Source organism: Aquimarina algicola, from assembly GCF_006443095.1.
Classification (GTDB): domain Bacteria; phylum Bacteroidota; class Bacteroidia; order Flavobacteriales; family Flavobacteriaceae; genus Aquimarina; species Aquimarina algicola.
In genome coordinates this window covers 273,359-296,047 of sequence record NZ_VFWZ01000005.1, presented here as the reverse complement: position 1 = coordinate 296,047, position 22,689 = coordinate 273,359, and the positions used below count along the sequence as shown (strand labels likewise).

The 22,689-nt window shown below is 33.5% G+C and carries 18 protein-coding genes and 1 pseudogene; 13 read left to right on the top strand and 6 right to left on the bottom strand.

Features of this window, described 5'->3' with window-relative positions:
- Positions 1 to 60: 60 nt before the first annotated feature.
- The 10 genes from FHK87_RS16990 (at position 61) to FHK87_RS16945 (ending at position 10,012) form a co-directional block, all read left to right on the top strand.
- Positions 61 to 1,458: an anthranilate synthase component I family protein gene (locus FHK87_RS16990; RefSeq protein WP_140594960.1), complete on the top strand. Its 1,398-nt coding sequence runs from the start codon at positions 61 to 63 to the stop codon at positions 1,456 to 1,458.
- A gap of 83 nt (positions 1,459 to 1,541) precedes the next feature.
- Positions 1,542 to 2,114, top strand: a complete 573-nt coding sequence (locus tag FHK87_RS16985; RefSeq protein ID WP_140594959.1) for an anthranilate synthase component II — start codon at positions 1,542 to 1,544, stop codon at positions 2,112 to 2,114.
- A 4-nt stretch (positions 2,115 to 2,118) separates the two neighbouring features.
- Positions 2,119 to 3,114, top strand: coding sequence for an anthranilate phosphoribosyltransferase (trpD, locus tag FHK87_RS16980; RefSeq protein ID WP_140594958.1), 996 nt, complete (start codon positions 2,119 to 2,121; stop codon positions 3,112 to 3,114).
- Positions 3,115 to 3,278: 164 nt separating this feature from the next.
- Entirely contained in the window at positions 3,279 to 4,061 is a 783-nt protein-coding gene (gene trpC / locus FHK87_RS16975) for an indole-3-glycerol phosphate synthase TrpC (RefSeq protein ID WP_140594957.1), read from the top strand.
- A gap of 10 nt (positions 4,062 to 4,071) precedes the next feature.
- Complete coding sequence (locus FHK87_RS16970; protein ID WP_140594956.1) at positions 4,072 to 5,205, top strand: SDR family oxidoreductase; 1,134 nt, start codon at positions 4,072 to 4,074, stop codon at positions 5,203 to 5,205.
- 4 nt (positions 5,206 to 5,209) lie between these two features.
- A complete protein-coding gene (locus FHK87_RS16965) occupies positions 5,210 to 5,881 on the top strand; it encodes a phosphoribosylanthranilate isomerase (protein ID WP_394344931.1) in 672 nt (223 codons plus the stop codon).
- A 15-nt stretch (positions 5,882 to 5,896) separates the two neighbouring features.
- Positions 5,897 to 7,084: a tryptophan synthase subunit beta gene (trpB, locus tag FHK87_RS16960; protein ID WP_140594954.1), complete on the top strand. Its 1,188-nt coding sequence runs from the start codon at positions 5,897 to 5,899 to the stop codon at positions 7,082 to 7,084.
- 48 nt (positions 7,085 to 7,132) lie between these two features.
- Positions 7,133 to 7,894 carry a tryptophan synthase subunit alpha gene (gene trpA, locus FHK87_RS16955; RefSeq protein WP_140594953.1) on the top strand — a complete coding sequence of 254 codons (762 nt, stop codon included), beginning with the start codon at positions 7,133 to 7,135 and terminating at the stop codon, positions 7,892 to 7,894.
- Between the two features lie 169 nt (positions 7,895 to 8,063).
- Positions 8,064 to 9,203 carry a glycerophosphodiester phosphodiesterase gene (locus FHK87_RS16950; RefSeq protein WP_140594952.1) on the top strand — a complete coding sequence of 380 codons (1,140 nt, stop codon included), beginning with the start codon at positions 8,064 to 8,066 and terminating at the stop codon, positions 9,201 to 9,203.
- Between the two features lie 347 nt (positions 9,204 to 9,550).
- Positions 9,551 to 10,012 carry a hypothetical protein gene (locus tag FHK87_RS16945; protein WP_140594951.1) on the top strand — a complete coding sequence of 154 codons (462 nt, stop codon included), beginning with the start codon at positions 9,551 to 9,553 and terminating at the stop codon, positions 10,010 to 10,012.
- Positions 10,013 to 10,075: 63 nt separating this feature from the next.
- Here FHK87_RS16945 and FHK87_RS16940 read toward each other — a convergent pair whose 3' ends face one another.
- Positions 10,076 to 10,756, bottom strand: a complete 681-nt coding sequence (locus tag FHK87_RS16940; protein ID WP_140594950.1) for a uracil-DNA glycosylase family protein — start codon at positions 10,754 to 10,756, stop codon at positions 10,076 to 10,078.
- Positions 10,757 to 10,952: 196 nt separating this feature from the next.
- Between FHK87_RS16940 and FHK87_RS16935 the strand changes: the two genes are divergently transcribed.
- The 3 genes and pseudogenes from FHK87_RS16935 to FHK87_RS16925 all read left to right on the top strand — a co-directional run.
- Positions 10,953 to 11,750 (top strand): hypothetical protein, encoded by a 798-nt coding sequence (locus FHK87_RS16935; RefSeq protein ID WP_140594949.1) that lies wholly within the window; start codon positions 10,953 to 10,955, stop codon positions 11,748 to 11,750.
- An 89-nt stretch (positions 11,751 to 11,839) separates the two neighbouring features.
- Positions 11,840 to 12,250 (top strand): hypothetical protein, encoded by a 411-nt coding sequence (locus tag FHK87_RS16930; RefSeq protein WP_140594948.1) that lies wholly within the window; start codon positions 11,840 to 11,842, stop codon positions 12,248 to 12,250.
- A 204-nt stretch (positions 12,251 to 12,454) separates the two neighbouring features.
- Positions 12,455 to 12,784, top strand: a pseudogene (locus tag FHK87_RS16925) (DinB family protein); the annotation flags it as partial.
- A gap of 208 nt (positions 12,785 to 12,992) precedes the next feature.
- On the opposite strand, the gene FHK87_RS16920 reads toward FHK87_RS16925, so the two are convergent.
- From FHK87_RS16920 to FHK87_RS16900, 5 genes are all read right to left on the bottom strand, one after another.
- Positions 12,993 to 14,651 (bottom strand): MBOAT family O-acyltransferase, encoded by a 1,659-nt coding sequence (locus tag FHK87_RS16920; RefSeq protein WP_140594946.1) that lies wholly within the window; start codon positions 14,649 to 14,651, stop codon positions 12,993 to 12,995.
- A complete protein-coding gene (locus FHK87_RS16915; RefSeq protein ID WP_140594945.1) occupies positions 14,644 to 15,924 on the bottom strand; it encodes a GDSL-type esterase/lipase family protein in 1,281 nt (426 codons plus the stop codon). The genes FHK87_RS16920 and FHK87_RS16915 overlap by 8 nt, the downstream gene beginning before the upstream one ends.
- Positions 15,911 to 17,377, bottom strand: a complete 1,467-nt coding sequence (locus FHK87_RS16910; RefSeq protein ID WP_140594944.1) for an SGNH/GDSL hydrolase family protein — start codon at positions 17,375 to 17,377, stop codon at positions 15,911 to 15,913. The genes FHK87_RS16915 and FHK87_RS16910 overlap by 14 nt, the downstream gene beginning before the upstream one ends.
- Positions 17,378 to 17,919: 542 nt before the next feature.
- Positions 17,920 to 21,372, bottom strand: coding sequence for a pyruvate carboxylase (locus tag FHK87_RS16905; RefSeq protein WP_140594943.1), 3,453 nt, complete (start codon positions 21,370 to 21,372; stop codon positions 17,920 to 17,922).
- A 183-nt stretch (positions 21,373 to 21,555) separates the two neighbouring features.
- The gene (locus FHK87_RS16900; RefSeq protein WP_140594942.1) at positions 21,556 to 22,689 is read right to left on the bottom strand and encodes a TRAP transporter substrate-binding protein; all 1,134 of its coding nucleotides are present in this window, start codon (positions 22,687 to 22,689) and stop codon (positions 21,556 to 21,558) included.

The following is a 22,689-nucleotide window of genomic DNA, read 5'->3' as shown; positions in this document are numbered from 1 at the left end:
TTTTTATTGAATGAATTCACAGAAATAAAAATATAATAATCAAAAAGATACGGTTTACTTATGAAGTATAAATTAACCACACATTTCAAACAAATTCTGGCAGATACTTTTACACCGGTAAGTGTATATCTAAAAATCCGAGATCGATTTCCTAATAGTCTTTTACTAGAAAATAATGATTATAGAGGTAATGAAAATAGTTTTTCCTACATCTGTTGCAATCCGATTGCCACTATCAAAGTAGAAAACGAAACTATTTATCAATCGTTTCCTGACAAAACCACTTTAGAAACTCCAATTACAGAAGACACAAACATCCCTCAGGTAATCGAACAATTTGCAGCTCAGTTCGAAACTTCAAAAAGTGACTTCAAATTTATAAACAATGGTCTATTTGGATATATCTCTTATGATGCGGTTAGATATTTTGAAGATATTACAATTTCTAAAAAAGAAGCAGCACTAGCTATCCCTGATATTCAATACACAGTATATCAAAACATTATTGCTATTAGTAACTTTACCAACGAAGCTTACATTTTTGCACACTGCTACGAATCAGACAACAATATTCCTCAAATAGAATCACTGCTTAGAGTCAAAAACTTTGCTTCGTATAATTTTAACACACAAGGAGAAACCACCTCAAATCTTAATGATGATCAATACAAAGAACATGTAGCCTTAGCCAAAAAACATTGTCAACGAGGAGATGTATTTCAATTGGTATTATCAAAACGTTTCTCACAAAAATTCAAAGGAGACGAGTTCAATGTCTACAGAGCACTTAGAAGTATCAACCCCTCTCCTTACCTATTTTATTTTGACTATGGAGATTTCAAAATATTTGGTAGTTCGCCAGAAGCTCAATTGGTTGTAGAAGACAATATTGCCGAGATACACCCCATTGCAGGTACTTTTAAACGTACCGGAAACGACGAACAAGATGCAGAATTGGCAAAAAAACTGGCCGCAGACGAAAAAGAAAATGCAGAACATGTAATGTTGGTCGATCTGGCTCGAAATGATTTAAGTCGCAATGGCAGTGATGTAACAGTAGACACTTATCGAGAAATTCAGTTTTATTCTCATGTAATTCATCTGGTGAGCAAAGTTACCGGAAAAAAACATGATAATACCACAACTATGCAGGTTGTAGCCGATACTTTTCCCGCCGGTACACTAAGCGGAGCACCAAAACACATGGCAATGCAACTGATAGAAAAATACGAAACCATAAACCGAGATTTTTATGGCGGTGCGATAGGGTTTATGGATTTTTCAGGAAATTTTAATCACGCCATCATGATCCGTACATTTTTAAGTAAAAACCATGAATTACATTGGCAAGCAGGAGCCGGATTGGTCAATGAGTCCAATGAAGAAAGTGAACTTCAGGAAGTGTATAATAAGTTAGGAGCATTAACCAAAGCATTAAAACTAGCAGAAGAAATATAAGGGTGTTCCCTTTTTCAAAAAAAGGGTCAGGCTATTTGCGCTACACGATAGCTTGCTACTATCCTTAACACAAATAAAATATTATGAGTAAAAAAGTATTAGTAATCGATAACTACGATTCATTTGTTTACAACCTAGTGCACTATCTAGAAGACTTAGGTTGTGAAGTAACTGTAAAACGTAATGACCAGCTTCATTTGGACGAAGTAGCACCATTTCAAAAAATCCTACTTTCCCCTGGACCGGGAATTCCAGAAGAAGCAGGTTTGTTAAAAGACATTATAAGCACCTATGCCGATAGCAAAAGTATTTTTGGAGTTTGTCTGGGGCAACAAGCCATAGGAGAAGTATTTGGTGGTGACCTCATCAATCTGGATAATGTATATCATGGTGTCGCAACCAACGTATCACTATCAGTAGAAAATGAAGTTATTTTTGATGGCTTAGAGCAAAATTTTAATGTAGGCAGGTATCATTCCTGGGTCGTTGCCAAAGAAAATTTACCCGAGTGTTTAGAAGTGACTTCATATGATGAAAATGGACAAATCATGTCACTACGCCATAAAGAACTAGATGTACGTGGAGTACAATTTCACCCGGAATCTGTGCTCACACCAGATGGAAAAAAAATGTTAGAAAACTGGATTAATAATTAAGCCTATGAAAAGTTTACTCAATAGATTAATCAATCACGAAACCATCTCCAAAGAAGAAGCCAGAAACGTTTTGGTTAATATTTCAAAAGGAGAATATAATCAAAGCCAAATCGCCTCATTTCTTACCGTATATATGATGAGGAGCATAACCGTAGAAGAACTTGAAGGGTTTAGAGATGCGCTATTAGAATTATGTATCGCAGTTGATCTGAGTGATTACAACCCAATAGACCTTTGTGGTACTGGTGGCGATGGTAAAGACACATTCAATATCTCAACATTATCATCTTTTGTATCGGCAGGAGCCGGCATAAAAGTTACTAAACATGGTAATTATGGAGTATCTTCAAAGTGTGGTAGTTCTAATGTCATGGAACATCTGGGGATCAAGTTTAGCAACAATAAAGATTTTTTAAAACGTTGTATGGACGAAGCAGGAATTTGTGTATTACACGCCCCTCTATTTCACCCGGCAATGAAAAACGTCGCTCCCATACGCAAAGAACTTGGTGTAAAAACATTCTTCAACATGCTCGGGCCAATGGTTAATCCTGCTTTTCCCAAAAATCAAATGGTAGGTGTTTTTAATCTGGAACTCGCAAGAATGTACGGATATTTGTATCAAAATACAGACAAAAATTTCACTATAGTACATGCTCTTGATGGATATGATGAAATCTCACTTACAGGAAATACAAAAACAATCTCAAATATCTCAGAAGGCATGCTAACCCCACAAGATTTTGGAGTTACGCCTTTACAACAAGACGAAATAGCAGGAGGAGATTCAATCGAAGCTTCTGCAACTATTTTTGTAGATATCCTAACTGGAAAAGGAACAGAAGCACAAAATAATGTAGTTTGTGCAAATGCGGGTATGGCAATTGCAACCGTCGATAATTTGACGCCAAAGCAAGGTTTTGAAAGAGCTAAAGAAGCTTTACTTTCTGGAAAAGGTTTAGAAGCATTAAAAAAAGTACAAGAATTAAGTAAAAACTAGTGTATAATAAGCTTAACCCCAAAATTATAAAGCACAATAAATTAAAACAGAACAAAAAAATATTAATTGTAAAAGATTATTAAACGGATTTGTTAATTATTGCAGAACTTTGAAGCCAAAACATATAATCAATTAACTAATTACGATTACGGTCAATTCTAAACATGAATATCTTAGATAAAATAGTAGCTGACAAACACAAAGAGGTAGCCCTCAAAAAAAACCTCATCCCTATACAACAGTTAGAAAAATCTGTTTTATTTGAACAAGAAACGGTTTCTCTGGCAAATAGTTTAAAAAACAGTACCACCGGTATTATTGCAGAACACAAACGAAGATCACCTTCAAAAGCAGTAATCAATCAAAAAGTAAGTGTCCAAGATGTAGCAAAAGGGTATGAAACTGCTGGAGCATGTGGGATGTCTATTCTTACAGATGGTAAATATTTTGGCGGATCATTAGATGATTTCTTATTGGCTCGTGCTGCTGTAAACATACCTTTGCTTAGAAAAGAATTCATTATCGATGAGTATCAATTACTAGAAGCAAAAGCACATGGTGCAGATGTTATATTACTTATTGCTGCTATCTTGACCAAAGAAGAAATAAAATCACTATCTCAATTTGCAAAAAGTTTATCACTAGACGTTCTATTAGAAGTCCACAATCAAGAAGAACTGCAAAAATCAATTATGCCTTCTTTAGATATGTTAGGAGTAAACAATAGAAACCTCAAAACATTTGAAGTAAGTACAGAAATAAGCAAAACGCTAAGCACACAAATCCCAGATGATTTTGTAAAGGTTTCAGAAAGTGGAATCAGCAATGTAGAAGCGATCAAAGATTTACAACAATACGGTTACAAAGGGTTTCTTATCGGGGAGAATTTTATGAAAACAGAAAACCCCGGACAAAGTGCTATAGAATTTTTAAATAAATTAAAGTAAGCTCAAATACATGAATACAATACTAATCACAGGAGTAACAGGAAATATAGGTTCGCATGTATTATACGAACTATTATTTGATTTATATTCAACAAATGAAGAAGCAACTATTTACGTACTCATACGTAAACAAAATGCTACTTCAGGAATACAGCGATTAGTAAATGAGGTGTTCTCAAAACAACTCATACCAGACAAAATAGCTCCTTTTTACAAAGCATATTTAGAAAAATACGTAAAAGTAATTGAAGGCGAAATCAATTCCTTTACAATTCCTGAAGAAGCTGGCAATCAACTTACAATATATCATCTGGCAGCTTCTGTAAATCTAGGAAACACAGAAAAAGCAAAAAAAGAAATTACTCATATCAATTATATGAATACAAAAGCTTTTTTTGACATTATAAAAACAAGAACAAAAAAGCTAGTCTTTGTAAGTACTGCATTTTCTAGAGGCGAAATTGAAGGTGGGATTACAGATGATTATCATGCACAAACTGATTTTGATTTTAGAAACTTCTATGAAGCCTACAAAATGAAAGTCGAAAAACAAGTATTGCAAATCGCAAAAGATTATAACTTTAGCTGTACGATTGCCCGACCCAGCGTGGTTTCAGGACGTCTTCTAGATGCTCCCAAGTTTGTTAGTAATCGATACATCGTATTTTATGCTATCGGCGAATTTTTCAAAAAAATTAAACAAACACACCCGGATTTAGGTACTATTCGCGTTGCAATCAATCTTGATGGTGGCGTTAATATAGTTCCTGTTGATTATGTAGCAAAAGCGATTGTGCGAGCGTCAAAAATTAAAGAAGAACAAATCAATATTACACTAACACAAAACGTACCTACAAAGCAAGTTGTCGAGAGTATTCTCAAAAAATGTGAAGTAAAAAGTGAGTTTGTTTCCGAAGAACCAAAAGACAAATCTGCTATAGAAAAAATATTTTATAAAACTGTTGGTAGTCAATTGGTAAAATATTCTACTTCAAAAAATCACTATTTTGAATCTAAATTAATACGTGAATTACTTGAAGATATAGAAGAACCTGACATGGTTAACAACTTTAGTGCAGTGTATGATTTTGCACATGATATTAATTTCAACAACAAAAATATTGAGGTAGAACAAAAGTTATAGAACGTTGAGCAATAAAACAATCAATATAAAAATATGTGGAATGAAATCCCCTGAAAACATCAGGGAGGTTGCCATGCTACAACCAAATTATTTGGGGTTTATTTTTTATGAAAACTCCCCAAGAAATGTAGAAGAGTTCATTGACACTTCTATCATCCCTACAGCAATTAAGAAAGTCGGGGTTTTTGTGAATGCCACTATAGATTTTATTATCAAAAAAGCAGAGCAGTTTAAGTTACAAGCCATTCAATTACATGGCAATGAGACAGCCGAATATTGCTTAGAACTTAAATCAACACTACAAAAGATATTCAAAAAAGAAGATCAAGTCAATATTTGGAAGGTGTTTTCAATAAAAGATCAGTTTGACTTTGAGATAGTAAAACCCTACGAAAATATCGTAGATTATTTTTTATTCGATACCAAAGGCCCTGCAAAAGGAGGCAATGGATATACTTTTGATTGGAACGTTTTAAAAAATTACCCTTCTACTACTCCATTTATTTTAAGTGGAGGTATTGGATTAGACGAAATTAATGCAATCCAATCTTTATTAGATAGCCCTGAATCAAAATATTTACATGCCATTGACATTAATAGTAAATTTGAGATTCAACCTGGGTTAAAAAACACCGAAACTTTACAAAAATTTTTATCAGGCATAGAAAACCTTTAAAAAGCTATATTGAAAATGAAAAATACGTATCAAGCCAACGAAAAAGGATATTATGGGGATTTCGGCGGAGCCTATATTCCTGAAATGCTATATCCTAATGTAGAAGAACTCAGGACCACATATCTGGAGATCATGAACGAACCTTCTTTTAAAGAAGAGTTCCAACAACTCTTAAAAGACTATGTAGGGCGACCATCACCACTATACTTTGCAAAACGCTTATCAGAAAAACACAACACCAAAATATACTTAAAACGTGAGGATCTTAATCATACAGGAGCGCATAAGGTCAATAATACGATAGGTCAAATTCTGGTTGCTAAAAAATTAGGTAAAAATAGAATTATTGCAGAGACTGGTGCTGGGCAACATGGTGTTGCCACCGCTACAGTTTGTGCGCTAATGGGTATAGAATGTATCGTTTATATGGGCGAGATTGACATCAAACGACAAGCACCAAATGTAGCTCGAATGAAAATGTTGGGTGCAGAAGTGCGCCCTGCTATGTCAGGCAGCAAAACGTTGAAAGATGCAACAAACGAAGCTATCCGTGATTGGATTAATAATCCTGTAGACACTCATTATATTATTGGTTCTGCTATTGGGCCACACCCATACCCAGATATGGTAACACGTTTTCAATCTGTTATTTCTGAAGAAATCAAATGGCAACTTCAAGAAAAGGAAGGTAGAGAGAACCCAGATTATGTAGTAGCATGTATTGGAGGAGGTAGCAATGCTGCTGGAACATATTATCACTTCTTAGACAATCCTGATGTAGGTATTATTGCAGTAGAAGCTGCCGGAAAAGGAGTACATAGCGGCGAAAGTGCTGCGACTTCACAACTTGGTAAAGAAGGAATTATACACGGTTGCAAAACATTATTAATGCAAACTGATGATGGGCAAATTACAGAACCCTATTCTATTTCTGCCGGGCTAGACTATCCGGGAGTAGGCCCACTACACTCTCATCTTTATAAAACCGGTAGAGGAGAATTCTTTTCTGTAACCGATGATGATGCCATGACTGCAGGTCTAGAATTAGCACAGTTAGAAGGGATTATTCCTGCCATAGAAACTTCACATGCATTAGCTATTTTTAATGACAAAAAATTTGCCCCAGACGATGTTGTCGTGATAAGCCTTTCTGGACGTGGAGATAAAGACCTTAATACCTATATCGACTATTTTAAACTATAAAGTATAATACCAAGTATTTTCTAATAACTATTCGTTACAAAAAGAAAAATGAACAGAATACATCAAAAACTAGAAGAAGATAAAAAACTATTATCCATATATTTTACTGCCGGTTATCCATCGCTTCATGATACCGAAAAAGTTATTCAAGATCTTGAAAAAAACGGAGTAGACATGATAGAAATAGGGCTTCCATTTAGTGACCCCCTAGCTGATGGGCCTACCATACAAGATAGCTCTACCGCGGCACTCAAAAATGGAATGACTACAAAACTATTATTTGAACAACTTGAGAATATTCGTGAATCTGTTACAATTCCTTTAATCATTATGGGGTACTTTAATCCCATGATGCAATATGGTATCGAAGCTTTTTGCGCAAAATGTAAGGAAATCGGTATCGACGGACTCATCATACCCGATCTGCCCGTTGCAGAATATCATGAGCACTATCAAGAAACTTTTGAAAAGTATGGCTTAATCAATGTATTTCTGATCACTCCACAAACCTCAGAAGAACGGATTCGATTTATTGATAGTGTATCTAATGGGTTTATCTATATGGTAAGTTCGGCAAGTGTTACCGGAGCAACTTCTGGTTTTGGTAATGAGCAGGAATCTTATTTTGAACGTATTGCAAACATGAATCTCAAAGCTCCTCAAATTGTAGGTTTTGGTATCAAAGATGCTCAAACATTTCAACAATCTACAAAAACAGCAAAAGGAGCTATTATCGGTTCGGCGTTTATTAAACACTTAACCCATAATGGTGTTGATAGTATTGAGGATTTTGTGAAAGAAATACGATAAATATGTTAAGAAGAGGATCATGATTGATCCTTTTTTTATGACGTTGTATTTGCAATAGGATTAACAAAAAAATTAATCTTGTTAACATTTGCGTTATGATAGTATAATATCAACTTTACATTGTGCTAACCTTGGTTTTGTTCCTTCACGGAAACTTAAAATCAAAAAAATGAAACTACTAAAATCTATGATGCTATTTATTATAGCCCTTGTAACTTTTTCTTCATGCGAATACATCGATGATCATTCTAGTGGACCAAATCCTGATGATAAAAAACCATTAATTATCGCACATCGTGGTGCTCAGTCTGTTTTACCAGAACATACTTTAGAGGCATATACAAAGGCTGTAGAATTGGGAGCAGATTTTATAGAACCTGATCTAGTACTTACCAAAGATGGTCACTTAGTTGTGCGGCACGAACCTATGCTATCTGGAACAACAAATGTAGCTGACCTTCCGGAATTCGCTAGTTTAAAAACAACTAAAGAGCTTGATGGCAAAATGGTGACAGACTGGTTTGCTATTGACTTTACTTTAGCACAGATCAAAAAGCTAAAGGCTCGACAAGCATTCAATAGTAGACCAAAGGATTTTGACGATATGTTCGAGATTCCTACATTTGATGAAGTAATCTTACTTGCCAAAAAGCAATCAATCAAAACTGGTAGAACGGTTGGTATTTATCCAGAAATCAAACACCCTTTATTTCACAATGAGTTTTTTGAAGCACATACTATGGAAGATAAACTTATCCGTAGTATTAAAAAAGCTGGGTTAAACCGTAAAAGCGCACCTATATTTGTACAATGTTTTGAAGTAGAATCCCTACAATACATCAATTCTAAGTCTCCGGTAAAACTAGTACAACTTATCTCTACATATAACATTAATAAAGATGGATCTTTAGATTATAATGTTCCCCAAGGTGATTTTATCTCGTATGGTTCTCCTTTTGATTTTTATGCCAATGGAGACTCAAGAACATATGAGTTCTTTACTACAGAAGAAGGAATGGAATTTACAGCCACATATGCTGATGGTATTGGCCCATGGAAGCCTTTTATTATTTCTTATAAAACTGAAGATTCAGGAGAATTTACATTATTACCGCCAACAGATTTTATTGAGTTAGCACACAAGAACAATCTATTGGTTCACCCATATACATTTAGAAACGAAAATACACAATGGAGTGGTGGTAATCCAGAAAGCGAATATCATTTATTTTTTGATGCTGGTGTAGATGGACTATTTACCGACTATACAGACGAAGCTGTACATGCATTAAACACTTGGGATAATTAAAATCTAAGTCTCAATAGTATAAAAAAGCTGAATGTTTTATAACATTCAGCTTTTATTTTTTAAATAGTGATTAATAATATAGATTAAGCCTTTTAAAATGAATAAAACGCTTCTATAAGAAAGAACTTTTTTAAATCTACTCTCTTTAATTATATATTAAAATTTTAACTTAAAAAAAATGCTCACTAACATTTTATAGAAGCAAAACTTTAAAACTTACACAATTAATAATATAAGTTTTCAATTCTTTAGGTTTAGTTTAACTTCTTTTTATGAAACTAATTTGGTCTTAAGAACATAGATGAATACATAAACTAAATTTTTTATAATCTTAAAATCAAATTACAATGAAAAAATTATTTTTAGTATCAGTATTATTCGCATTGGTAGCATGTTCTAGTGAAGAAAATGATGAGCAATTAGAAGCATTAGAAGCTAAATCAACTTGCGGTTTTGGAATTTTTGATAATCCTGATTATGATTGTGGATATTCTGTAGGATATTCTGATTGGGTGGCTCATTATAATACTGCCGCGGTAGCTTTAGGCTTTGATTCATGTTCACAAATAACTATTCGTGTTGTAGAACGTAATAATTTACCTCCTACGGTACAGATTATAACACAAGGAGGTGGTTCTGGAGATATAGTCCAAAGAGCTCAAAATGATAACTTTGCCTATTTTAATAATTTATTTAATGACCTTTCCACAGAATTTAGAAGAGGGCAAGCAGAAGGTTATATGTTTGGTAGAGGACAAGAACCATTAACTCTTGGCAATGGAGATTGTGGCAACATAATATTTGAATAATAATCTTAAGATCCAACAAACTGTTACCCTCATAAATATTTGAAATCTATGAGGGTAATAATTTTATAAAAAAAACTTTTTATACTGTAGTACTCGAAAATCCATAGTTGTAAACTTCGGATTTTTGTCTTTTAAATCTTTATATACTTGCATACTTCCGATAGCACGATTAGCTGCTCCCGAGGGAGCTGTAAGTGAGATCGTTTTGATGATTCGTTTTTGATCTACAAATTGATGTATTCTAGGAACAATATTAGATACTATTTCTAATTTTAAATCATACTCCTTAATATGTTTTCTAAAAAAGTACTCAGGTCCGTTTTTACTATTTCCACCAGTGAAGATAAGGGTATCTATTTTGGGATATTGTCGCAAATATCCTATCAAGTCTCTTAACTTAATATTTTTCATCCCCAAATCTGAAGCATCTATTTTTTCTCGTTCACAACTATGTACAATATCGCAAACTCCAATTCCTTTGGTGGTTAAAAAATCTCTACGTTGATTAGCTGCTATATCTGTTGTTTCGTACTTAAGGTTGAGATCAAAAATCCTGTCTAATACTGGCCATAATAAACCATTACTACTCCCATAACAAAAATCTACATCTCTGTCATTCAATTCTCGTGTTGTAAATCTTGGTGGTGGTAATGTTCCTACTATTAATTTTGTAGCACCTTTTGGGAAAAATGGTTCGTATGGATGTGTATGTAGAAACAAATGATCTGTTATAAATAATAGCATACGAATGTAATAAATATTACTTTCTCTTTATAAATTAAAAGATTACTTGCTATTCAATAAAGAAAATATGATCAAGAGTACTATTTAAAGATTGAATCATTTAAAATACACATAAAAACCAGTACATCTATTTGAGAGATACGCTATATTAACTATATTCATTTAATAACAATAATCACACAAACTCTTGCAAACAATGATAGGATTAGATGAAATACATATTTGGAAAAACCTAAGCAGCCCTTATGGAAACTCAGAAGAAATACCATCACTAATTCTCAAACTTTCAAAAACTTTAGATAAAAAAGATGCAGATGAGTTGATCTGGGAATATATTTATCATCAAGGATCAGTATATGAAAATACGCTTGCCACAATTCTTCATTTACTAAAAATAGTTGAAGAATCAAATAACATTGAATTCAATCTGGATGTAATTGCTTCTCTGGGTGTTGTTCTAATTGATCTTGACAACAAATCATATATAGAACAAATATTTGAAGAAAATAATCTTAATAAACAAGAAAAAAACAGGATTCAGATAGCATTTATAAAGTCAATAGAAAAGTTTAAATATCTGGTAAATACTCATGCTAAGAATACTGAAATCTTAGACGAAGAGTCCAAACGATTTTATTTAATAACATTTTTAACTACTATAAAAAGGCATAAAGAAGCTGAAATATTTAAAACATTCAGTACAAATGATGAATATGTTTTTGTATGCCCTAATTGTGAAATAGAAACGTTTTTGTGGAACGAAGAAGGAGTTTTGAATGCGTATAGTGAAGATCCTGTTACTAATAAAAGCCGAAAAAAGATACAAATTGACTTCAATACATCAGCTGAAAATCTTGAGTGGTTAGAAAATCTAATTAATACATTGAATATCAATTCTCTGAAACCATTGATTATATATTTTAATGGAGATCTACATTGCCATAGCTGCAGCAAAAAATCTAATGTGTTTAATGGAATAATGAATAGTATATAATATAAATAGTTGAATTTATTTACCCTCTTTTATTTACAAAGTGTCAAATAAAGAGCTATCAAACAGTCAAAAATTAAAAAACAAACGATATGAATACACTACCACTGAAGAATCACGTATTACTTTTACTAATGAGTTTTCTGACCTGGGGATTTTTTGTATTAGTAGGACTTCCAGATTATTATCTAAGCTGGACTTATGAAGCAAAGGTCTTGATTGTAATTGCAGTAACGATAGTATATATCCCTCTTGGAAAATTATTGACAAAGAAAATGTTTCCTGACAAAGAATATTTTAAAAATTCAATTTGGCTGGCTTTCTATTTAACAATTCCTTTGTTTATTTATGATACTATTTTTATTGGCATTGTTGGTGGCGAAGGCTTGAAGTTTATACCCAAATATTGGTTTTTGACATTTTTCTACTTTTCATTTTGGGTTCAATTTCCCTTAATCGGCTTAGTAATGGAAAAAAATTTAATCGAAAAGAAAACAAATTAAGATAGAAATCCCAAATGATATGATGACAAGATAAATTAGAGTAAAAGAGCTCAAAGTGATTCCGCAATGGATTCATAGTAAGCCAATTTTTGATTTTGCAGGAAATCTTGAAATATTTATATCTAGATTATTGAGTAAACTTCTTACAGGTTATGTTGAAAAGCTATCGAGGGGATTTCTTCACAGTAATCAAATTGGAAAGACAATACAAACAACCATTCAATAGGAGAATTGGTATCGCATTTAATTTTTTGGAATGAAATGAATTTGAGGGCGTTTAAAGGAGAAGATATGTCTAATTTTGAAGTTGACAACGAAACCACCTTTAAAAAATATATGGATACAGAATGGAAAAACCTCGTAAACAAATTAGATAGCATTCAAACTGAATGGGAACAACTAACCGAAAAAGCTACAGACGAGCAGTTAGTAGAATGGGGTTCAGAAATTGCAAATATGGCAGCACATAGCGCTTATCATACGGGACAAATCATCTACAAACGAAAACATAATGGTTGGTGGAAGAAAAAGTAAAAAATAGTTAACATCTGTGAGAAACTATAGAATGTGTTGATAAAATAGATTGTTTTAAAGTATTTTTTGCGTGAAGGATAGTAGCTGGCTACCGTGTAGCGCGAATAGCCTGACCCGTAGGGGCACGCCCTAATTATTTCACAAAAGATATAATTTAAAGTACTTGCTCTGAAGTAAGCCATTGGAGCATTAAACTCTATAAAATGGATTAAAACTGGAAGTAAATAAAAGGCTGAAAGTCGGCAGCATATGTTTGATAACAAATAATAGCAACTACAATGACTACAGCGGCTTTGATTACCATATTACTTTTTACAAAAAGCGCTTCTACCCAATCTTTGGTTTTATAAGGTAGCCAATGTGTAATGTATCCCAGAACCATTACAATAAAAACAATACGATATTCCCAAAGTACGGCTAGTGCATTACCCCAATCCATATTGGTCGTAACTTGTTGATAAAAACGAGCAATGTGATCCATACTGTTCCCTCTAAAATAGATACGGGTAAAAGTTATAAATACAAAAGTTAATGCAATTCGCCACAATAGCGCATACCACGCTTTTGAGTTTTCATAAGGGCTGATTTTGCGCCAATACTTGTAGGTTACGATTCCTATACCATTGAGCCCTCCCCAAATGACAAATTTCCATGATGCGCCATGCCATAATCCACCAATCAACATCGTAATCATAATATTGACATTGGTATTAAAATGTTTTGCCAAAGCAGAAGAAAACAAGGTAGCAATCAAGAAAAAACCTACACCCGATGTCGCAATAAGCGCAATAGAATAATCGGTCGCAGCAAAAACACCTAAAAATGTAAATACCAACACAAAGGCATAAGAAAAAATACTGCCTTTGCGATTTCCTCCTATCGGGATATAAAGATAATCTTTGAGCCAGCTTGACAAAGATATATGCCATCTTTTCCAGAAATCGCCACAATGTATTGCCTTGTATGGTGAATTAAAATTAACAGGGAGTTTATATCCCATAAGCAATGCTAAACCAATTGCGATATCAGTGTACCCTGAAAAGTCTCCATAAATCTGGAGCGAATATCCAAACATTGCCATGATATTGGTAAATCCGGAAAACATCTCTGGTACATCAAAAACACGATCCATAAAATTTGCTGCTATGTAATCGGCAAACAACATCTTTTTGATCAAACCTTTTAGTATCATAAAAGTAGCTTTGCCAAAATCCTCTTTGGTGATAGAGATCTCTTTTCTTATTTGAGGTACAAAGTCTGCCGCACGTACAATCGGCCCTGCCACTAGTTGAGGAAAAAAACTAACAAAAAAACCAAAATCTATAATAGATTTTAAGGGAGCAATCTGTTTTCTGTATATATCTACACTATAGCTAATGGTCTGAAAAGTATAAAAAGATATTCCTACGGGAAGAATAATCTTATCTACTGTAAAATAATCTGATCCTGCCCAAACATTTGTCCATTTGGCAAGATAATTAATCACTTCATGATCGGTATGAAAAAGATAATTATACGAATCTGTAAAAAAGTAAGCATATTTAAAGTAACAAAGAGTTCCTAAGTTGATAATCACACTAATTGCTACTAATAATTTTTGAATTATGACCGACTTGCTTCTGTAAATCGCTTTACCTAAAAAGAAATCATTAATTGTACTAAAAATTAAAATCCCAATAAATAAACCACTAGTCTTATAATAAAAGAGTAAACTGATAGCAAAGAGATAAGCACTACGAAGACTTTTTTTACTATATACTACGGCATAAATAAAGTATATCGCAGCAAAGAATATCCAAAAATTTGCCTGAGTAAAAATTAAAGGAAAATCTTCAGAAAATGAAAATATGTCTATGAATCTATTCATTAATAATTTGGTTCAAAATAGAATTGGGGGCTAGCTGTAATGTTTTTTCCCAAGAATTAGCTAAAGCTTGTAATAAAAGGTCTGCTTTGATTCGATATCCTTTTACAGTAAAATGGATACGATCTCTAGGCATTAGTTTATTATTATACCAATCTCTAGAAGAGTTAAATCCACCCATGATTTCATAAAAATCCCATACTGCCATTTTTTTCTCTTCGGCAATTTCATAAATAATCTTCTGAGCAACTCTTGTTCTAGGATTCGGAAACTGTCTTTTATAATACGAATCATTAGGAACTGTGAGTAAAATTGCACAATCCGGATTAGCTTTTTGAATCATCTCAATCATTTCGGTATAATTCTTTTTATATGAATCTGAATCAAAATCAGGATGATAAGTATCATTTGTTCCGATAGAAATAATAAACAGATCCGGCTTATATACTAATAATTGATCTTCAAAATATCGACATCTGTCATAATATGCAAAACTAGCTCCATTAACTCCTATAGAAGTATATTCTACTCCTGTGTTATCATTCATAAGTTCTATACCCATCATCAAGAATTCTGCATTATCTATATTTTCTATTTTGCGAACACAAAACTCTATCTCATCTACTGTGTTATTGAATGCGAATTCTATAAAATGAGCTTCTTTATTTTTAGTTACCTGAGATACCAGTGAATCTTGTTTAAAAGCTATTTCATAATCATTACTCCAATCATCATAAAAAATTCTCATTTTATTAAAATCATACATATCTTCATGATAAGTATTTCCGTTGGCTTTGATTTTTATATTGGCAATAGAATCTTTAAAAACAGCTGTTACGCCTGATAATCCCCATGCAATACTATCTTTTCTCACAGAACAACGATATCCTTTCCATTCGCCATCATATTCTACTCTGTAATTCCCAGGATTATTTGTTTTTGCAATTTTATAAGGGTATATAAAACCTCTTTGTCCCATTGATTTAGGACTCATCGTTTGAAGATATGATCGTAAACGGTTAGAATAAATATCTGCTTGTATATGAGACCCCCCGATATGAAAAACATGAAGTTTTTCATCTCCTCCTTTAAGGATAGTATCTAATTTATGGTATAGTTTTTTGAAAGCAGGAGAATTTTCTGCCATTTTAATAGTATTAGCTTTCCAGTTTATGAAAGAATACTTTTCTTGAATGCTATCTATAACATATGTTTGTGCTTGAACAGATAGGCACAAAAACCACAGAACAAAAAATAATTTTTTATGTACTTTCATTATCGTCGGGTTGTTTAAGGTCAAGGTATAGGGCTGTAAAGAATAATTCTGAAATAATTTTGGTTCCTTTATAGGTAAAATGCATATAATCTTTGGCGGTCAATTTTTCTTCAACCCATAATTCCATAGCTCCTTTTCCACCCATCGCATCATACATACTCCAGTAGGCAACATCATTTTCCAGACAAGTTTCCATGAGTTTTGTATTAAGATAAGGCAACAAAGGATAAGTCTCCATTTTACCATTGATAGGAAGGCACATATCTGTTGGGCCAATGAATATAAAGCTTGCATTTTTGGTACGTCTTCGTATCCAGTTTACCTGACTTTTTATACGCTTTGTATATTTTTCTACATCTGTTGAATCTTTGAGGTATGGCATTGTATTACCTCCATATTGCATAATGATTACTTTAGGCTTTAGCTGTGCCATCATTCTAGCATATGTTCCTGCATTTGAACCTGTAAAGACTGTTCCCGATGCTCCTCGCATAGCTACGTTATCAATCTGTACATTTCTACCTCCATCAAGTGTAAGACCATAAAAATCAGCACTAACTTTACCTTCAACCTCAATCTTGAGATTACTAGGGGTTGTAGCTGTTCTAATTTTATAGTTATGATATTTTCCGTCTGCAATCAAACTATCTTGTTGTATTAGAGCACCATCATTATAAACAGAAACTTTAATTGGTAAAGTACAGTTACCATAATGTAATCCAATATTTGTAAATCTCCTGAACTTGGCATAAGACTTTTTAGATTTACCCACTACTATTGAAGCTTTTACCAAAGGTAAAGAATCAATAGTAGTGCTATCCGGCACTGACTGTCTATATGGTGTAAAACGAGAGGCAGACATAAATGCTCCATATTTTCTATGCTCAAATTTCTTTTGTGTAGGATCAAAAATCGCATGTCTTTGCCAGTTTTGGCTAGGCTCTACAACTGCACTGATTTGTGTATAAACAGGCAGTACGGGAATAAATCCGGGTCCACTGCCCCCATACATATTTTGTAATCGATTTCTAAGATATGCGGTGATACGGTCTCCTTCTATTTGAGAATCTCCATAATGTATTACCCTACAAGATTTTGAAGATAGCTTTTTTCTTAATTCACTAGCAAAATCAGGATTACTATCAGGATATCGAATTCTTACTAATTGTGTAGTATCAATTTTAGAAAAATCAGGTAGCTTTTTGATTTGCTTTGCTATTGTTGTACTGCTATCATTTTCTGAAGTTTCAATCTCCAAAGGATTTACAATCTCTGTAACCTTCAGGATGTCTTGCCGAGTTAATGAAGAATCTTTTTCTAGACCAAGAAATGTTTTATAGGTTGGGTATTTAACGGATATTCCTTGATAAGAGAAACCATCATCTTGTACTTGTTTTTTTTGTACACCATCTTTTTCACTTAAAAACATGAGTCCAAATAAAATTGCTAACACTAGCAAAATGAATAATGATATTTGAATAGGTTTTATCTTCAATACGTATAATAAATATTTAGTACTCTGTAAAAATAGAAAGATTTTCTAAACCGCAAAGGCTTTGTAAACGGTTATCATGCTTATTATAGTAGTTCAAGCTTTTTTTGTACTATCAGAAGAGTAGTAACTTCTCAATTATAAATTGAAATAATTATAACTTTAATATATAAACCGAGCTTAGTTAATCTTTGGTTAATCCTATCTTAATTTTAAAAATTATCATGAAGTTCTTGTATTTTCTACTAAATATCAACTTAATATATTAAATCATGAAAAAACAAAAATTAACAAAGTTATCATTGAAAAAAAATGTGATTTCTCGTTTACAACAAAAAACAATTAAAGGAGGAGAATTAACAGAAGGAAGTCGTTGTGAAGATGCTAGTGTTGAAATTACTATTCCTTGTCATATCTGCTAAAGCATGAAATGAAATTGGTTGATAAAAAGGGCTTTATATAAAGCCCTTTTTCTATTTTAAAATTGTATGATATAATGTTTGTTATTTTAAAGTAATCACCAAATCGTCAGCTTCAACCATTGTTCCTGATTTAAGTACTACTTTTTTAATAATCGCGTCTTCATTGGCAGTAATAGTTGTTTCCATTTTCATAGCTTCTATAATAAATAATGGATCATTCTTTTTTACCTGCTGGCCATTTTTGACTAAAATCGATGATAAAGCTCCTTGTAGCGGGGCTCCTACCTGTTTGGCATCTCCTTTATCTACTTTGGCATTGGCAACTTTATCTACTTTTACAGAACTGTCTTGTATCTCAACATTACGTGTTTGCCCGTTGATTTTAAAGAAAACTGTTACTTTTCCTTCTTCATTAGGATCTCCTACTGATATTAATTCTATAAGGAGTATTTTACCCTTATCCAATTCAACAATAATTTCTTCTCCAGGAGTCATTCCATAGAAGAAATTTTTAGTCGGCAGCTTCATTAAATTACCATATTTTAAATGGTGATTATAAGCTCCTGTAAAGACTTTTGGATATAATTTATATGAAAGGAAATCGGTAATGTCTAGTTCTCTTCCCATTCCTTTTTTGAATACCTTTACAAACTCTTTGAACTCAGTTTCAAAATCTACAGGTTCTAGATGCGCGTTAGGTCGATTCGTAAATGGTTCTTGATCTTTTAGTATTGATTTCTGAAGCTTTTGTGGGAATTCCCCAACAGGTTGTCCTAATTCTCCTTTGAAAAGACTTACTACAGATTGTGGAAATGAAATTGTTTCTCCTCTTTCTTTTACATCTTCAATAGTGAGATTATTACTTACTAAATATTGTGCCATATCTCCTACCACTTTAGAACTTGGAGTCACCTTTACAATATCACCAAAAAGTTGATTTACCTCTCCGTACATCTTTGTAATTTCATGAAAACGATCTAATAATCCCAATGCCTGAGCTTGTGGTTTTAGGTTTGAGTATTGCCCACCCGGGATCTCATGTTGATATACTTCTCCCGTTCCTGCTTTTAATCCTGATTCAAATACATAGTAGTATTCTCGTACAGCTTCCCAATAGTTTGAGTATTCATTAAGCTTCGTGATATCAATTGAATTTTCTCTTTCGTGAAACTTCAGCATCTCTACAACTGCATTAAAATTGGGTTGTGCTGTCAATCCCGAAAGTCCTCCTAGAGCAACATCTATAACATCTACACCAGCTTCTACAGCTTTCAGATATGTTGCTGATTGTATTGATGATGTATCATGCGTATGTAAATGGATAGGAATTTTAATTTCAGATTTTAAAGCTGATATCAATTCACTTGCTGCATAAGGCTTTAATAACCCTGCCATATCTTTAATCCCAAGAATATGCGCTCCGGCATTTTCAATATCTTTGGCGAGTTGTATATAATATTCTAGTGTGTATTTGGTTCTTTTAGGATCTAAAATATCTCCTGTATAACACAGTGATCCCTCTGCAAGACCTTTTGTTTTTGTACGAACATGTTCAATACATGGAGCAATAGATTGCATCCAATTAAGTGAATCAAAAATTCTAAAAACATCGACTCCATTCTCCCAAGATTGCTCTACAAATTTTCCTATCAGATTATCAGGGTAAGCAGTATAACCAACACCATTTGACCCCCTAATCAGCATTTGTAATAAAAGATTCGGCATCGCTGCTCTAAGGGCACGTAGTCTCTCCCAAGGGTTTTCTTTCAAAAATCGCAAGCAAACATCAAAGGTAGCTCCTCCCCAAACTTCCATACTAAAGACTTCAGGATGATTTTTTGCAAACCCTTCTGCTACTTTTAGCATATCATAAGTACGCATTCTTGTTGCCAGCAAACTTTGATGAGCATCTCTCATCGTTGTATCTGTAAAATGTATTTTCTTTTCATTCTTTAACCACTCAGAGAACTTTTCTGGTCCCAATTCGGTTAGAATATCTTTGGTTCCTTTGGGATAGGCTTCAGTTGGCTCGAAATGAGGTATCGTTGGTGTTACAAATGTTTTATTAGGGTCTATTTTTTTAACATCAGAATTTCCGTTTACAATAACTTCTCCCAGAAAATTCACCATTTTTGTGGCTCTGTTACGAGATTCCTTGATTTTAAATAAGGATTTTGTATCTCTAATAAAGTTTACAGTAACTGCACCTTTTCTAAATGTTTCGTGTTGAAGAATATTATCCAAAAAAGGCATATTTGTTTTTACGCCTCGTATTCTAAACTCTGAAAGGGCTCTCCTCATTTTTCGGCATGCTCCGTCTAGTGTTCTGCTATTTGCAGAAATCTTTACCAGCATAGAATCAAAAAATGGTGATATGGTTACCCCTTGATACACACTTCCTGCATCTAGTCTTATTCCAAATCCTGAAGCACTTCTATATGTTGTTATCGTTCCATAATCCGGTTTAAAATCATTTTCAGGATCTTCTGTAGTAATTCTACATTGTAATGCATATCCGTTTGTAGATAGGCTTTCTTGACTCTCTATTTTGATTTGTTTATCTGAAAGTTTGTACCCACCTGCTATAAAAATCTGAGCTTTAATCAAATCAACACCCGTAACAATTTCTGTAACGGTGTGTTCTACCTGAACGCGTGGATTTACTTCAATAAAATAAATACTACCATCATCATCAACAAGAAACTCTACGGTACCAATATTATTATAATCTACTGCTTTGCAAATGGTGAGTGCATATTGATATAAATCTTGTTTAATTTGATCTGACACCCCAAAAGAAGGAGCATATTCTATTACTTTTTGATAACGTCTTTGTACGGAGCAGTCTCTTTCAAACAGATGTACCATATTACCGTGATGATCGGCAACAATTTGTATTTCTATATGTTTTGGATTTTCGACAAATTTTTCGAGAAATACAGTGTCGTCTCCAAAAGCGTTTAATGCTTCACGTTGAGATTCAGGATATGCTTTTTCTAATTCTTCTACTGTTCTGATCACTCGCATACCACGACCCCCTCCTCCGGAGGCAGCTTTTAGCATCACCGGAAAACCAATTCTTTTTGCTTCTTTTATAGCAATAGAAACATCTACAAGATCTTCTTTATTACTTTGAATAATCGGAATATCATTTTCAATCGCGACCTTCTTTGCTGTTATCTTATCCCCTAATGCTCTAAGTACAGATACTTTTGGACCTATAAATATGATATCATTTTCGAGACATTGCTGAGCAAAATCTGCATTTTCTGACAAAAATCCATATCCGGGATGTATTGCATCTACATTATTTTTTTTGGCCACTTTTATAATTGCCTGAATGTCGAGATACGGTTTTAAAGGTTCATTGTTTTTACCAATTTGATAGGCTTCATCCGCTTTGTATCTATGTAGCGAATATCGATCTTCGTATGTATATATACCCACTGTTTGCAGACCGATTTCTGTACAAGCTCTGAAGATACGGATGGCAATTTCTCCTCGATTAGCGACTAAAACCTTTTTAATTTGCATGTTGTGTTTTTTGAGTTAATAAGTTATTTAGCGAACATTCGCTGCGAAGATATACATTCATAATCTTCTTTGCAATTTTATCTATCAACAACCTTATTCAAGTTATCTATAGATATTTTATAATATCAGTATGTTATACTTCTATAAAGATCGTTATCGTAAAATGTGACATTCTTTGATCTCTTATTTTTGAATTTTATTGTAATATGCTTTTTCAGTAACTTCTGACCAAGGGCTTATTTTCTTTTGAAATTTAGAATAACTCTCATACACTTCTTTTGATAATGGGTCATCTCCTATCATCTCTTTGAGTGCTTCATCTGTATGTAATCTGAGTGCTTCTAGTGTTTCTTGTGAAAATTCTCTGATCTCTACTCCCTCTTCGTTTACCAATTTATCCAAATAGATTCCATTTTGCTTGTCAAATTCTGCAAGAACCCATGTTTGTGCCCTTTTTGAAGCAGCGTCTAATACTCCTTGCAAATGCTTTGGTAGACCATCGTATAAATTTTTATTGATAAAGAACTCTAATTGAGTTCCGGGCTCATGCCATCCCGGTGTGTAATAATATTTGGCAATTTTATGAAACCCCATTTTATAGTCATGATAAGGCCCAATCCATTCTGTCGCATCTATTACTCCTCTTTCGAGGCTGGTATACACCTCGCTACCTGCAACCAATACTGCTGCACCGCCAGCTTTTTCAAGTACTTTGCCTCCTATCCCCGGAAGTCTCATTTTAAGTCCTTTAAAATCGTCTATTGAGTTAATTTCCCGATTAAACCATCCTCCCATTTGTACCCCGGTATTTCCTCCTAAAAAAGGGACGAGATTAAATTTAGCATATGTTTTTCTCCATAGTTCATACCCCCCTCCTACTTCAATCCATGAAGTAATCTGCTGACTATTCATACCAAAAGGTACTGCCGCAAAAAATTGTGCTGCCGGAGTTTTTCCTGCCCAGTAATATGATGCTCCACATCCCATTTCTATTGTTCCTTGAGAAACAGCATCAAAAGCTTCTAATGGTGGCACTAATTCTCCTCCCCCGTATACTTTTATTTTAATTTGTCCATTTGACATCTCATCAACCCATTCTGAATATTTTTCAGCTACTTCTCCTACAACAGGAAAATTAGGAGGCCAAGTTGTTGTCATTTTCCAATAAAACACTTTGTCAGGTTTTGTAGTGTCATAACTAGTAGTACTCATACTTGCCGGAGGGTCTCCCAAACATGAAAATAGAAATAGCATACTAAGTACTCCTATCGTTTTTTTAATTCCTTTTTTCATAACATTAGAAATATGTATACTCAT